This window comes from Enterobacter sp. C6 (genome assembly GCF_008122455.1).
GTDB classification, from domain to species: domain Bacteria; phylum Pseudomonadota; class Gammaproteobacteria; order Enterobacterales; family Enterobacteriaceae; genus Enterobacter; species Enterobacter pseudoroggenkampii.
This window is the reverse complement of record NZ_QPFW01000201.1, coordinates 1-13,217: the sequence shown is the minus strand read 5'-3', so window position 1 is coordinate 13,217 and position 13,217 is coordinate 1. Positions and strand designations below refer to the sequence as shown.

13 protein-coding genes, 2 tRNA genes and 1 other RNA gene are annotated in these 13,217 nt (G+C 56.0%); 9 read left to right on the top strand and 7 right to left on the bottom strand.

Annotated elements, in window-relative coordinates; all coding sequences use genetic code 11:
* Window positions 1-22: 22 nt before the first annotated feature.
* Window positions 23-172, bottom strand: coding sequence for an AcrZ family multidrug efflux pump-associated protein (locus DOU50_RS08920; RefSeq protein ID WP_008501118.1), 150 nt, complete (start codon window positions 170-172; stop codon window positions 23-25).
* 127 nt (window positions 173-299) lie between these two features.
* Between DOU50_RS08920 and modE the strand changes: the two genes are divergently transcribed.
* The 7 genes from modE (at window position 300) to gpmA (ending at window position 8,048) form a co-directional block, all read left to right on the top strand.
* Window positions 300-1,088 carry a molybdenum-dependent transcriptional regulator gene (modE, locus tag DOU50_RS08915; protein WP_032649488.1) on the top strand — a complete coding sequence of 263 codons (789 nt, stop codon included), beginning with the start codon at window positions 300-302 and terminating at the stop codon, window positions 1,086-1,088.
* A 67-nt stretch (window positions 1,089-1,155) separates the two neighbouring features.
* A complete protein-coding gene (modF, locus tag DOU50_RS08910; RefSeq protein WP_048992113.1) occupies window positions 1,156-2,628 on the top strand; it encodes a molybdate ABC transporter ATP-binding protein ModF in 1,473 nt (490 codons plus the stop codon).
* 201 nt (window positions 2,629-2,829) lie between these two features.
* On the top strand, window positions 2,830-3,846 hold the full coding sequence (gene galE, locus DOU50_RS08905; protein ID WP_048992115.1) for a UDP-glucose 4-epimerase GalE: 1,017 nt from the start codon (window positions 2,830-2,832) through the stop codon (window positions 3,844-3,846).
* 9 nt (window positions 3,847-3,855) lie between these two features.
* Window positions 3,856-4,902, top strand: a complete 1,047-nt coding sequence (galT, locus tag DOU50_RS08900; protein WP_061715735.1) for a galactose-1-phosphate uridylyltransferase — start codon at window positions 3,856-3,858, stop codon at window positions 4,900-4,902.
* 4 nt (window positions 4,903-4,906) lie between these two features.
* On the top strand, window positions 4,907-6,055 hold the full coding sequence (galK, locus tag DOU50_RS08895; RefSeq protein WP_148769224.1) for a galactokinase: 1,149 nt from the start codon (window positions 4,907-4,909) through the stop codon (window positions 6,053-6,055).
* Entirely contained in the window at window positions 6,049-7,089 is a 1,041-nt protein-coding gene (gene galM / locus DOU50_RS08890; protein ID WP_024908787.1) for a galactose-1-epimerase, read from the top strand. The genes galK and galM overlap by 7 nt, the downstream gene beginning before the upstream one ends.
* Before the next feature lie 206 nt (window positions 7,090-7,295).
* Complete coding sequence (gene gpmA, locus DOU50_RS08885; RefSeq protein WP_023310804.1) at window positions 7,296-8,048, top strand: 2,3-diphosphoglycerate-dependent phosphoglycerate mutase; 753 nt, start codon at window positions 7,296-7,298, stop codon at window positions 8,046-8,048.
* A gap of 61 nt (window positions 8,049-8,109) precedes the next feature.
* Here the strand turns inward: gpmA and aroG are convergent, their stop codons facing one another.
* On the bottom strand, window positions 8,110-9,162 hold the full coding sequence (gene aroG / locus DOU50_RS08880; RefSeq protein WP_024908788.1) for a 3-deoxy-7-phosphoheptulonate synthase AroG: 1,053 nt from the start codon (window positions 9,160-9,162) through the stop codon (window positions 8,110-8,112).
* Window positions 9,163-9,466: 304 nt separating this feature from the next.
* Between aroG and DOU50_RS08875 the strand changes: the two genes are divergently transcribed.
* Window positions 9,467-9,847, top strand: coding sequence for a protein YbgS (locus DOU50_RS08875; RefSeq protein ID WP_032649499.1), 381 nt, complete (start codon window positions 9,467-9,469; stop codon window positions 9,845-9,847).
* 106 nt (window positions 9,848-9,953) lie between these two features.
* Window positions 9,954-10,892: a CDF family zinc transporter ZitB gene (gene zitB, locus DOU50_RS08870; protein ID WP_048992123.1), complete on the top strand. Its 939-nt coding sequence runs from the start codon at window positions 9,954-9,956 to the stop codon at window positions 10,890-10,892.
* Here zitB and pnuC read toward each other — a convergent pair.
* The 5 genes from pnuC to DOU50_RS08845 form a co-directional block, all read right to left on the bottom strand.
* A complete protein-coding gene (gene pnuC / locus DOU50_RS08865; protein WP_024908791.1) occupies window positions 10,889-11,608 on the bottom strand; it encodes a nicotinamide riboside transporter PnuC in 720 nt (239 codons plus the stop codon). The genes zitB and pnuC overlap by 4 nt on opposite strands.
* A 22-nt stretch (window positions 11,609-11,630) precedes the next feature.
* The gene (nadA, locus tag DOU50_RS08860; RefSeq protein WP_008501105.1) at window positions 11,631-12,674 is read right to left on the bottom strand and encodes a quinolinate synthase NadA; all 1,044 of its coding nucleotides are present in this window, start codon (window positions 12,672-12,674) and stop codon (window positions 11,631-11,633) included.
* A gap of 191 nt (window positions 12,675-12,865) precedes the next feature.
* A tRNA-Lys gene (locus tag DOU50_RS08855) sits at window positions 12,866-12,941 on the bottom strand.
* Between the two features lie 24 nt (window positions 12,942-12,965).
* Window positions 12,966-13,041 (bottom strand) — tRNA-Lys (locus tag DOU50_RS08850).
* A gap of 46 nt (window positions 13,042-13,087) precedes the next feature.
* A non-coding RNA gene (locus DOU50_RS08845) (RtT sRNA) lies at window positions 13,088-13,217 on the bottom strand; the annotation flags it as partial.

Here is a 13,217-nt window from a genome sequence, read left to right as displayed (position 1 = left end):
AAGGCGGGCGTTTTGTGGGGAATCAATGCTGCTTTTTAGCCTGGTCTCTGTGACCAATGTTCGAAAAGACGTTGAACACTTCACCCAGGCCGTAGATGGCACCGAGGATGATGGCCATCACTACTGGTACCATGATCACGGCGAATACCAGACTTTTCAACAACTCTAACATGGTTTTCTCCAGATATTGTGAATAGCTTATTCTACCCTTTCAAGTGAGAAAAACATCCCCTTTTGTGCGGTACCCTTTGCGCCCTGCACCATTTGGGTCACAATACTCTTTTTGCCAGGACACTGTTATGCAGGCCGAAATTCTTCTCACACTCCGACTTCAGCAAAAGCTTTTCGCCGATCCGCGACGTATCGCCCTGCTTAAACAAATAGAACAAACAGGCTCGATTAGCCAGGGGGCGAAAAACGCGGGCATCAGCTATAAAAGCGCCTGGGACGCCATCAACGAGATGAACACCCTGAGCGAACAGCCGCTGGTAGACAGAGCCACGGGCGGCAAAGGCGGCGGCGGTGCAATCGTGACACGTTACGGTCAGCGCCTTATTCAGCTTTACGATCTGCTGGCCCGAATCCAGCAAAAAGCGTTTGATGTGTTGAGCGACGACGACGACGTTCCGCTGGACAGTTTGCTGGCCGCCATTTCCCGCTTCTCATTACAAACCAGCGCCCGCAACCAGTGGTTTGGCACGGTGACGGCGCGCGATAATCTGCAGGTACAGCAGCATATTGAAATCCTGCTTGCCGATGGCACTACCCGTCTGAAAGCCGCCATAACGGCGCAGAGTGCAGAGCGCCTTGAGCTGGACGAAGGGAAAGAGGTGCTGGTGCTGCTGAAAGCACCGTGGGTCAATATCACGCGCGATCCCGACACCGCAAAGGCAGCAGATAACCAGCTGCAGGGCGCAATTAGCCATATCGAACGCGGCCAGGCGCAGTGCGAAGTGCTGATGACCCTGGCAGACGGGCAACGGCTTTGCGCGACAATACCGCTTAGCGAGGCGGACGGTTTAGAAGAAGGTACTGTCGTCACCGCCTGGTTCAACGCAGATCGGGTGATTATCGCCACATTGTGCTGAGCACATTGACAATCGCGCCGACAGTGCGTATCCCTGATATCTATTGCTGCAAAAACAGGGATAAATCATGTCATCATTGCATATTTCGCAAGGCACGTTTCGTCTTAGCGATACCCGAACGCTGACGATTGCTGATTTGACGATACGCGCAGGTGAAAGCTGGGCGTTTGTCGGCACTAACGGCAGCGGTAAATCTGCGCTGGCCCGCGCGCTGGCGGGCGAGCTCAACCTCCTCAAGGGCGAATACCAGAGCACCTTTACGCGCCTGACGCGCCTGTCGTTTGAACAACTGCAAAAGCTGGTCAGCGACGAGTGGCAGCGCAACAACACCGATTTACTCAGCCCTGGCGAAGACGATACCGGCCGTACGACGGCAGAAATTATTCAGGATGAGGTGAAAGACCCCGCCCGCTGTCAGCGCCTGGCAGAACGGTTCGGTATCACCGCCCTGCTGAACCGGCGCTTTAAATACCTTTCGACCGGCGAGACGCGGAAAACGCTGCTTTGTCAGGCGCTGATGAGCGAGCCTGACCTTCTTATTCTGGACGAACCCTTCGACGGTCTTGACGTGCAGTCCCGTGCGCAGCTGGCGTCCCTGCTGGCATCGCTTAATCAGCAGGGATATACCCTGGTGCTGGTACTTAACCGCTTCGATGAAATTCCGGATTTTATCCAACACGCGGGCGTACTGGCCGACTGTAACCTGACCGAGACCGGCGAAAAAACCGCGCTGCTTAAGCAGGCGCTGATTGCCCAGCTCGCGCACAGCGAACAGCTTGATGGTATTACCCTTCCGGAACCCGACGCCCCGTCGGCCCGCCATGCGCTTGACCCCCACCAGCCGCGCATCGTGCTGCGGGATGGGATGGTCTCTTATGACGATCGCCCGATCCTTAACCGCCTCAGCTGGACGGTCAATCCAGGCGAGCACTGGCAGATTGTCGGCCCTAACGGCGCGGGAAAATCAACGCTGCTTAGCCTGATCACCGGCGATCACCCGCAGGGCTATAGCAACGATCTGACGCTGTTCGGTCGGCGTCGCGGCAGCGGCGAAACCATCTGGGATATTAAAAAACATATCGGCTATGTCAGCAGCAGCCTGCATCTGGATTACCGGGTCAGTACCACGGTACGCAACGTGATCCTCTCCGGCTATTTTGATTCCATCGGTATTTATCAGGCGGTGTCGGACAAACAGCACAAGCTGGCCCAGCAGTGGCTGGATATCCTTGGCATGGACAACCGGGTCGCTGACGCACCGTTTCATAGTCTGTCGTGGGGGCAGCAGCGTCTGGCCCTGATCGTTCGCGCGCTGGTAAAACACCCTACGCTGCTGATCCTCGACGAACCGCTGCAGGGACTCGATCCGCTGAACCGACAGCTTATCCGCCGCTTTGTGGACGTGCTGATTAGCGAAGGTGAAACGCAGCTGCTTTTCGTTTCACACCATGCCGAAGATGCCCCCTCCTGCATCACCCATCGGCTGGAGTTTGTTCCGGACGGTGAGCAGTATCGTTATCTGCAAAGCAAAATCGATTAACCCCCGGAGGGCACCGCCCTCCGTTTTTCAGATAACCTGCACAAAGACATTGCTATCCCGTTGATCTACAATGCCCCACAGCGGCTGATAATCGGACTTTAAAAACAGTGTAAACGATTCCACTATTTTATCCCATGTCACACTTTTCGCGTCTCTGTTATGCTATGGTTATTACATACCATAAGCCCAATGGAGCGAAATATGCGAGTTCTGGTAACAGGTGGTAGCGGTTACATAGGTAGTCATACCTGCGTGCAACTGCTGCAAAACGGTCACGACGTCATCATCCTCGACAACCTGTGTAACAGTAAGCGCAGCGTGCTGCCTGTGATTGAACGTCTTGGCGGTAAACAACCGACTTTTGTAGAAGGCGACATCCGCAACGAAGCGCTGATGACCGAGATCCTTCACGACCACGCCATCGAAGCGGTGATCCACTTCGCAGGTCTGAAAGCGGTCGGTGAATCCGTTGCGAAACCGCTCGAGTATTACGACAACAACGTCAACGGTACTCTGCGTCTCATCTCCGCCATGCGTGCGGCCAACGTCAAAAACTTCATCTTTAGCTCTTCGGCTACCGTCTACGGCGATCAGCCCAAAATCCCTTACGTTGAAAGCTTCCCAACCGGGACACCGCAAAGTCCGTACGGCAAAAGCAAACTGATGGTGGAGCAGATCCTGACCGACCTGCAAAAAGCGCAGCCGGAGTGGAGCATCGCGCTGCTGCGCTACTTCAACCCGGTCGGCGCCCATCCGTCCGGCGATATGGGTGAAGATCCGCAGGGCATCCCGAACAACCTGATGCCGTATATCGCGCAGGTTGCCGTGGGTCGCCGCGACTCGCTGGCGATTTTTGGCAATGACTACCCTACCCAAGACGGCACCGGCGTGCGTGACTACATCCACGTCATGGATCTGGCCGACGGCCACGTGGCGGCGATGCAGCAGCTGGCCAACAAGCCGGGCGTGCATATTTACAACCTCGGCGCCGGGGTCGGCAGCAGCGTGCTGGACGTGGTTAACGCCTTCAGCAAAGCCTGCGGTAAGCCGGTGAGCTACCACTTCGCACCGCGTCGTGATGGCGACCTACCTGCTTACTGGGCCGATGCCACCAAAGCCGACAAAGAGCTTAACTGGCGTGTCACGCGCACGCTTGATGAAATGGCACAGGATACCTGGCACTGGCAGTCACGCCACCCGCAGGGCTATCCGGACTAAGGATCCGTCATGACGCAATTTAATCCCGTCGATCATCCGCATCGTCGTTTTAACCCGTTAAGCGGGCAATGGATTTTGGTTTCTCCGCATCGCGCCAAGCGCCCCTGGCAGGGGGCGCAGGAAACGCCTGCGAAACAAACGCTGCCACAGCACGACCCGGACTGCTTCCTCTGTCCGGGCAACACGCGCGTCACCGGGGATAAAAACCCGGACTACAAAGGCACCTTCGTCTTCACCAACGATTTTGCCGCCCTGATGACCGACACCCCGGACGCGCCGGAAAGCCACGACCCGCTGATGCGCTGCGAAAGCGCGCGCGGTACCAGCCGCGTGATCTGCTTCTCCCCCGATCACAGCAAAACGCTGCCGGAGCTGAGCGTGGAAGCGCTGAAAGAGGTGGTAAGCACCTGGCAGGCGCAAACCGCCGAGCTGGGTCAAACTTACCCGTGGGTGCAGGTGTTCGAAAACAAAGGTGCGGCAATGGGCTGCTCTAACCCACATCCGCACGGCCAGGTCTGGGCGAACAGCTTCCTGCCTAACGAAGCCGAGCGTGAAGACCGTCTGCAAAAAGCGTATTACGCGGAAAACGGTTCCCCAATGCTGGTCGATTACACCCGCCGTGAGCTGGCCGACGGCAGCCGCACCGTGGTGGAAACCGAACACTGGCTGGCCGTCGTGCCTTACTGGGCTGCCTGGCCGTTTGAAACGCTGCTGCTGCCGAAAGCGCACGTACAGCGCATCACCGATCTCAGCGACGCGCAGCGTGACGACCTTGCTCTGGCGCTGAAAAAGCTGACCAGTCGTTACGACAACCTGTTCCAGTGCTCCTTCCCGTACTCCATGGGCTGGCACGGCGCCCCGTTTAACGGCGAAGAGAATCTACACTGGCAGCTGCACGCCCATTTCTATCCGCCGCTGCTGCGCTCTGCGACGGTGCGTAAATTTATGGTGGGCTATGAAATGCTGGCGGAAACCCAGCGTGACCTGACGGCGGAACAGGCGGCAGAACGTCTGCGTGCCGTTAGCGACGTCCACTATCGCGAATCAGGAGTCTAAAAAAATGAGTCTGAAAGATAAAACACAATCCCTGTTTGCTGAAAAATTTGGCTACCCTGCCACCCACGTTATCCAGGCCCCTGGCCGCGTCAACCTGATTGGTGAACACACCGACTATAACGACGGTTTCGTCCTGCCGTGCGCCATCGATTACCAGACGGTGATCAGCTGTGCGAAGCGCGACGACCGCCAGGTTCGCGTGATTGCAGCGGATTACGGTAATGAGACGGACGCGTTTTCCCTCGATGCCCCGATTGTGACGCACGACAGCCAGCAGTGGTCAAACTACGTGCGCGGCGTGGTGAAGCATCTGCAGAAGCGTAACAAAAACTTTGGCGGTGCAGATTTAGTGATCAGCGGCAACGTGCCACAGGGTGCGGGCTTAAGCTCCTCTGCGTCTCTGGAAGTCGCCGTGGGTACGGTGTTCCAGCAGCTTTATCATTTGCCGCTGGATGGCGCGCAAATCGCCCTGAATGGTCAGGAAGCGGAAAACCAGTTCGTGGGCTGTAACTGCGGCATTATGGACCAGCTGATCTCCGCGCTGGGCAAAAAAGAACACGCGCTGCTGATCGACTGCCGCTCGCTGGGCACTAAAGCCGTTCCCCTGCCAAAAGGCGCGGCTGTGGTAATCATCAACAGCAACTTTAAACGCACGCTGGTGGGCAGCGAGTACAACACCCGCCGCCAACAGTGCGAAACCGGTGCCCGCTTCTTCCAGCAGCCCGCCCTGCGCGACGTAACGCTCAATGAATTTAACAAAGTGGCGCACGAGCTGGATCCGGTCGTTGCCAGGCGCGTTCGTCACGTGCTGACGGAAAATGCCCGTACCGTTGAAGCCGCCTCCGCGCTGGCGAAAGGCGACCTGAAACGTATGGGTGAGCTGATGGCGGAATCTCACGCCTCCATGCGCGATGATTTTGAAATCACCGTTCCACAGATCGACACCCTTGTGGACATCGTCAAAGCCACCATCGGCGACAAAGGTGGCGTGCGCATGACGGGCGGCGGTTTTGGCGGCTGCGTCGTTGCGCTGGTGCCTGAAGAGCTGGTTCCTGCCGTACAGGATGCCGTGGCGAAGCAGTACGAAGCAAAAACAGGTATCGAAGAAACCTTCTATGTTTGCAAAGCATCACAAGGAGCCGGACAGTGCTAAACGAAACGCCTACCCTCGCACCGGATGGTCTGCCGTATCGCCTGTTAACCCTGCGCAACCGCGCAGGGATGGTCGTTACGGTGATGGACTGGGGTGCTACCCTTCTTTCTGCCCGCGTACCAATGCCGGACGGCAGCGTGCGCGAAACCCTGCTGGGCTGCGCCTCGCCTGAGCAGTACGTCAATCAGTCCGCCTATCTGGGCGCGTCCGTTGGGCGCTATGCGAACCGCATCGCGAAGAGCCGTTTTGAGCTCGACGGCGTGCAGTACGCCCTGCTTCCAAGCCAGGGTGAGAACCAGCTGCACGGCGGACCGGACGGGTTTGATAAACGCCGCTGGAAGATTGTTCGTCAAAACGACGGAGAAGTGCTGTTCTCGCTGGATTCGCCTGATGGCGATCAGGGCTTCCCGGGGAATCTTATCGCGTCCGCGCGCTTTACGCTGACCGACGACAACCGTATCGCCATTGAGTACCGTGCGACGGTCGACAAGCCGTGTCCGGTCAACCTGACCAATCACGCGTACTTTAATCTGGACGGTAACCAGTGCGACGTGCGTAACCACAGGCTGCAGATCCTGGCGGATGCCTGGCTGCCGGTTGACGAGATGGGCATTCCGCATCAGGGCCTCAAAGACGTGAGCGGCACCAGCTTTGACTTCCGCAGCGCGAAAACGATCGCCCAGGATTTCCTGAGCGATGACGATCAGCGCAAGGTGAAAGGCTACGACCACGCGTTCCTGCTACAGGCCAAAGGTGATGTGAAACAACCTGCCGCACAGGTCTGGTCTGCGGATGAGAAGCTGCAGATGACGGTGTATACCACTGCCCCTGCCCTGCAGTTCTACTCAGGTAACTATCTCGGCGGAACGACGGCGCGCGAACACGAAGAGTATAGCGACTGGCAAGGCCTGGCGCTGGAGAGCGAGTTCCTGCCGGACAGCCCGAACCATCCGGAATGGCCGCAGCCGGACTGCGTGCTGCGCCCGGGTGAAGAGTACGTTAGCGTCACAGAGTATCATTTCATTCCGCATTGATTTCCAGCCCTCCCATCGGAGGGCTTTTTTCTGCGCGCCTTGCTGAAAATAGCGCCGATCGCAGACAAAATCATAACCCTGGATTCACAAGCATCTTACACTCAGAGACTATTTTCGCTATGGTTAGGGTTAAGCGTTGCTGGTGGCACGGCCACGGCAATATAATGAGAATTGTTATCATTCTAAAAATGCTTGAGGAGTAAGAGATGGCTATAACTAAGCTGGTCCTGGTGCGTCACGGCGAAAGCCAGTGGAACAACGAAAACCGCTTTACCGGTTGGTACGACGTTGATCTGTCTGAGAAAGGCGTAAGCGAAGCAAAAGCAGCAGGTAAACTGCTGAAGGAAGAAGGCTTCAGCTTTGATTTTGCTTACACCTCTGTGCTGAAACGTGCCATCCACACCCTGTGGAACGTGCTGGACGAACTGGATCAGGCCTGGCTGCCGGTTGAGAAGTCCTGGAAACTGAACGAACGTCACTACGGTGCGCTGCAGGGCCTGAACAAAGCGGAAACCGCTGAGAAATATGGCGACGAGCAGGTTAAACAGTGGCGTCGCGGCTTCGCAATCACCCCGCCAGAGCTGACCAAAGATGACGAGCGTTACCCGGGCCACGACCCGCGTTACGCGAAGCTGACCGACGCTGAGCTGCCAACCACCGAGAGCCTGGCGCTGACCATCGACCGCGTTGTGCCTTACTGGAACGAAACCATTCTGCCACGCCTGAAAAGCGGCGAGCGCGTGATCATCGCGGCTCACGGTAACTCCCTGCGCGCGCTGGTGAAATACCTGGACAACATGGGTGAAGACGAAATCCTCGAACTGAACATCCCAACTGGCGTACCGCTGGTGTATGAGTTCGACGAAAACTTCAAGCCAATCAAACATTACTATCTGGGTAACGCGGAAGAGATCGCTGCGAAAGCAGCGGCTGTCGCGAACCAGGGTAAAGCGAAGTAATTTTCGCCAGACATAAAAAAAGCGCGGAGCCTTCCGCGCTTTTTTATTTGTGCCTGATAATTCAGCCGCGACGCGCTTTTACCGCATTCGCCAGCTGACGCAGGATGGTATCGGTATCGTCCCAGCCGATGCAGGCATCGGTCACGCTTTTGCCATACACAAGCGGTTCGCTGCCTTCCAGATTCTGGTTACCTTCAACCAGATGGCTTTCGATCATCACCCCAATCACCGCCTTCTCACCGCCGGCAATCTGCTGACAGACGTCTGCGCCCACTTCCATCTGCTTTTTAAACTGCTTGCTGGAGTTGGCGTGGCTGAAATCGATCATCACCTGCGGTGGCAGCCCGGCTTTTTCCAGCCCGACCTTCACTTCTGCCACGTGTTTTGCGCTGTAGTTCGGCTCTTTGCCGCCGCGCAGAATGATATGGCAGTCGCCGTTACCGCTGGTGTTAACGATGGCGGAATGACCCCATTTGGTCACCGACAGGAAGCAGTGCGGTGCACCTGCAGCATTGATAGCGTCAATGGCGACCTTGATGGTGCCGTCAGTGCCGTTTTTGAAGCCCACCGGACAAGAGAGACCGGACGCCAGCTCGCGGTGCACCTGAGATTCAGTGGTACGGGCACCAATTGCGCCCCAGCTCATCAGGTCTGCCAGGTATTGTGGCGTAATCATGTCCAGGAATTCACCGGCTGCAGGCAGGCCGCTGTCGTTGATCTCCAGCAGCAGCTTGCGCGCAATGCGCAGACCGTCGTTGATCTGGAAGCTGTTATCCATGTGCGGATCGTTAATCAGCCCTTTCCAGCCCACGGTGGTGCGCGGTTTTTCAAAATAGACGCGCATGACGATTTCCAGCTCGTCCTTCAGCTCTTCACGCAGGGTGAGCAGACGGGCAGCGTATTCTTTCGCGGCTGCAGGATCGTGAATGGAGCACGGGCCAATCACCACCAGAAGACGATCGTCATTACCTTTCAGGATCTTATGGATCGCTTTACGTGCATGAGAAACCGTGTTTGCGGCATTTTCAGTGGCGGGGAATTTCTCAAGGAGCGCTACAGGAGGTAATAACTCATTGATCTCTTTAATGCGTAAATCGTCGTTCTGATAATTCATTTTCTTTCCAGCTCTGCCATATCTTTAGTAATGAAAGCAATCCTTTCAATCTATCTTGTCGACCAGGAAGTGTAAACACGGTTTTACACTTCACGCAGATAATTCCTGGAATTCGCCTAAAAATCGCCACAAAATAGCGAAAAATGAGATCTAACCTAAGCTTTTTAACTGTAACAACCAATTTTACACGCTTAAACGCGATTCCCTACTGACGTAAGTCCGTAAGGCGGAATCTTTCGCCTCTGAAAAAGATGCACTGTTGGAGAATGTTATCCAGCGTAACGACAAGAACAGGAGCACCATGATGAAAATGACAAAACTGGCAACCCTCTTCCTGACCGCCACACTCACTCTGGCCAGCGGCAGCGTCCTGGCCGCGGAAACGGGCACATCAGACAGCAACGGGGATGCAAATGCGGCTGCGGCAGCAGGCCAGCCCGCTCCGGATGCGAAACAGAATATCGCCCCGAATAATGTCGACAACAACCAGATCAATACCGGGAACACCAACACCGGCGGCACGATGCTGCATCCCAACGGCAGCGGTTCCGGCACCATGAATCATGACAATATGAGTTCGGATGAGGTTCATAAGAACTCGATGTGTAAGGACGGCAAATGCCCGAACCCTAACGACAAAGTGGGTAACGACGCCAATACCAAAACTGATGGCACCACCCAGTAATTTGTTATGAACCGTCAAAAAAAGGAGAGCCCAGGCTCTCCTTTCTTTTTGGAGTAACCTATTAAAAACGCTACACTAAAAACAATAACACATCAGGAAAGCAGACATGGCGCACTCCCATTCCCACTCGCATTCTCCCGGCAACGACAACGCTAAACGACTGATGCTGGCCTTTGGCGTCACGGCAACGTTTATGGTTATCGAGGTCATTGGCGGCCTGGTTTCCGGCTCTCTGGCGCTTCTGGCCGATGCCGGACATATGCTGACCGATGCCGCAGCGCTGCTCTTCGCCCTGCTGGCGGTGCAGTTCGCGCGTCGTCCACCAAATGCCCGCCACACATTCGGCTGGCTGAGGCTGACCACCCTGGCCGCGTTTGTTAACGCCATTGCGCTGGTGGTCATTACCGTGCTTATCGTCTGGGAGGCCGTACAGCGCTTCCGGCATCCTCAGCCGATCGCCGGGGCGACCATGATGGTGATTGCCGTGGCAGGGCTGCTGGCGAATATCCTGGCCTTCTGGATTCTGCACCGCGGCAGCGGGGAAAAGAACCTCAACGTGCGCGCGGCGGCGCTGCATGTTCTGGGGGATTTGCTCGGTTCCGTCGGGGCGATTGTCGCCGCGCTGGTGATCCTCTACACCGGCTGGACGCCTGTCGATCCGATTCTGTCCGTGCTGGTGTCGTGTCTGGTCTTACGCAGTGCCTGGCGGCTGTTGAAGGAGAGCGTGAATGAACTGCTTGAAGGGGCACCGGCATCCATGGATATTGACGAGCTGAAGCGCAGCCTGCGCCGTTCAGTCCCGGAAGTCCGCAATGTTCATCATGTGCACGTCTGGCTGGTGGGGGAAAAACCGGTCATGACGCTGCACGTCCAGGTGATCCCGCCTCACGACCATGATGCGCTGCTGGAACGCATCCAGCATTTTCTTGAGCATCACTACGAAATTGGCCACTCCACCATCCAGATGGAGTATCAGCCCTGTAACGGGCCGGACTGCCACCTTAACGAGGCGCAGTCCGGACATTCACATCATCATCACCACTAGCTGGAAAGCGCGTGAGAGCCTCGCTCACGCGCGCTGTTAATCCACATCCGGCTGCCGTTCAGCGCAATGAAGGTCAGCAGCAGATATTCCAGCGACATCGCATAGACGCCCTGCAGGGCGAAGATCGCCACGCTGATCACGTTGATGATGACCCAAAGCAGCCAGTTCTCAACGTATTTACGGGTCATCAGGATCATCGCCGCAATCGACAGCACCATCATGCAGGAATCCCAGAACGGGAAAGCATCCGGCTGCAGCTCTGGCATCGTCACGTTCAGGCCGATACCGGACATGACCGAAACGGCGACGCGGGTCAGGAACGCAAACACCGGGTTGATGTAGACGGTCATTAAGCCAATGGCCACCACGCAGGCGACGAACCAGGCGATGGCTTTCGGCAAGGGCAGCCAGCGGATCTGCAGCTCTGCCTCCTGCTGGCTGTTCTGCCGCGACCACGCGTACCAGCCGTAGATATTAGCGGCGAAGAAGAACAGCTGTAAAAGCAGGCTGGCGTAAAGCTGGATCTGGAAGAAGATAATCGCAAACAGCGTGACGTTAATCAGCCCGAACGCATAGTTGCTGATCTTCTCCAGGCTTGCCAGCCAGATACAGAGTAAACCCGCCAGCGTGCCAACGGCCTCAATCCATGACAGGTCATAGCCACCTGCACCAATCGGTATATGAACCAGAATGTTATGTGTGCTAAAAAAATCCATCTTGTCTCCGCGGCGTGTTGAATTAAGTACGTAGTGTAGCCGCAAAATCCAGCATGCGGTTAAGCGGAATCAACGCCCCTTCACGCAGAGCGGCATCCACATGGATTTCATGTGCGGCACCGCCTGTCTCGAGCCCTTCGGCAATGGCCTTCAGGCCGTTCATCGCCATCCACGGGCAATGGGCACAGCTGCGACACGTTGCGCCCTCACCCGCCGTTGGCGCTTCAAGGAGCTCTTTCTCCGGCACGGCCTGCTGCATCTTATAGAAGATACCGCGATCGGTCGCCACGATGAGCTGCTTGTGAGGCAACGTCCTTGCCGCGTTGATAAGCTGGCTGGTTGAGCCCACGGCATCCGCCATGTCGACAATTGACTGCGGTGACTCAGGGTGAACAAGAATGGCGGCGTCAGGATAAAGTGCCTTCATGCGCGCCAGCGCCTGAGTTTTGAATTCGTCGTGCACAATGCAGGCGCCCTGCCAGCAGAGAACGTCAGCCCCCGTCTGCTTCTGGACATAATTTCCAAGATGACGGTCAGGCGCCCAGATAATTTTCTCTCCCAGGCTGTCCAGATGTTCAATCAGCTCAACGGCGATGCTCGACGTGACTACCCAGTCGGCCCGCGCTTTTACCGCCGCAGAGGTGTTGGCGTAAACCACCACGGTCCGATCAGGGTGGGCGTCACAGAAGGCCGTGAATTCGTCAATCGGACAGCCCAGATCCAGCGAACACTCCGCGTTAAGCGTGGGCATCAGAATGGTTTTTTCAGGGCTCAGGATCTTTGCCGTTTCGCCCATAAAACGCACGCCAGCAACCAGTAGCGTGGAAGCGGGGTGTCGTGCACCGAAGCGTGCCATCTCCAGTGAGTCAGAAATGCAGCCTCCGGTCTCTTCAGCCAGCTGCTGAATTTCCGGGTCGGTGTAGTAATGGGCCACCATTACCGCATCGCGCTCTTTAAGAAGACGTTTGATCTTCTCGCGGTAGAATTGCTTTTCATCCTGGCTCAGCGGGACAGGCTTTGGCGGAAACGGATAGATTGCGGCTTCAGGATCAAACATCACACTCATTATGGCTTCTCGTTTTACTGGCTTAACAATATTGCCTTTCTTTTGCCTGACATAGCAAAACGCGTGGCAATTGTGTTTTGTATACTAAACAAGATAGCGAATCTGGAGTGAAAAGTCACCGGGAATAGATGGGCGGAGCATTTGTTGTACCGCAGATAGCAAAAAGGCGCCTTTAGGGCGCCTTTCTACACTGGTGGGTCGTGCAGGATTCGAACCTGCGACCAATTGATTAAAAGTCAACTGCTCTACCAACTGAGCTAACGACCCCTTGCGGGATTTTTTTCTTCGAAGTGGTGGGTCGTGCAGGATTCGAACCTGCGACCAATTGATTAAAAGTCAACTGCTCTACCAACTGAGCTAACGACCCATTCGGGTGCTGACTTCGAAGATTTTTACTCGGTACCACCGGAGAGTGGTGGGTCGTGCAGGATGACTCGGCTTCGCCTCGCCCTTCGGGCCGTTGCTAAAGCAACGTTATCCTTCACGTTTAATATCTGAGTAAGATATTAAAATTGGTGGGTCGTGCAGGATTCGAACCTGCGA

Bases quoted from the DNA above. Each gene is read 5' to 3' on its own strand.
- galE (WP_048992115.1), top strand. From the start codon at position 2,830: ATGCGAGTTCTGGTAACAGGTGGTAGCGGTTACATAGGTAGTCATACC.
- aroG (WP_024908788.1), bottom strand. From the start codon at position 9,162: ATGAATTATCAGAACGACGATTTACGCATTAAAGAGATCAATGAGTTA.
- DOU50_RS08920 (WP_008501118.1), bottom strand. From the start codon at position 172: ATGTTAGAGTTGTTGAAAAGTCTGGTATTCGCCGTGATCATGGTACCA.
- DOU50_RS08875 (WP_032649499.1), top strand. From the start codon at position 9,467: ATGAAAATGACAAAACTGGCAACCCTCTTCCTGACCGCCACACTCACT.
- galT (WP_061715735.1), top strand. From the start codon at position 3,856: ATGACGCAATTTAATCCCGTCGATCATCCGCATCGTCGTTTTAACCCG.
- zitB (WP_048992123.1), top strand. From the start codon at position 9,954: ATGGCGCACTCCCATTCCCACTCGCATTCTCCCGGCAACGACAACGCT.
- gpmA (WP_023310804.1), top strand. From the start codon at position 7,296: ATGGCTATAACTAAGCTGGTCCTGGTGCGTCACGGCGAAAGCCAGTGG.
- modF (WP_048992113.1), top strand. From the start codon at position 1,156: ATGTCATCATTGCATATTTCGCAAGGCACGTTTCGTCTTAGCGATACC.
- modE (WP_032649488.1), top strand. From the start codon at position 300: ATGCAGGCCGAAATTCTTCTCACACTCCGACTTCAGCAAAAGCTTTTC.
- pnuC (WP_024908791.1), bottom strand. From the start codon at position 11,608: ATGGATTTTTTTAGCACACATAACATTCTGGTTCATATACCGATTGGT.
- galK (WP_148769224.1), top strand. From the start codon at position 4,907: ATGAGTCTGAAAGATAAAACACAATCCCTGTTTGCTGAAAAATTTGGC.
- nadA (WP_008501105.1), bottom strand. From the start codon at position 12,674: ATGAGTGTGATGTTTGATCCTGAAGCCGCAATCTATCCGTTTCCGCCA.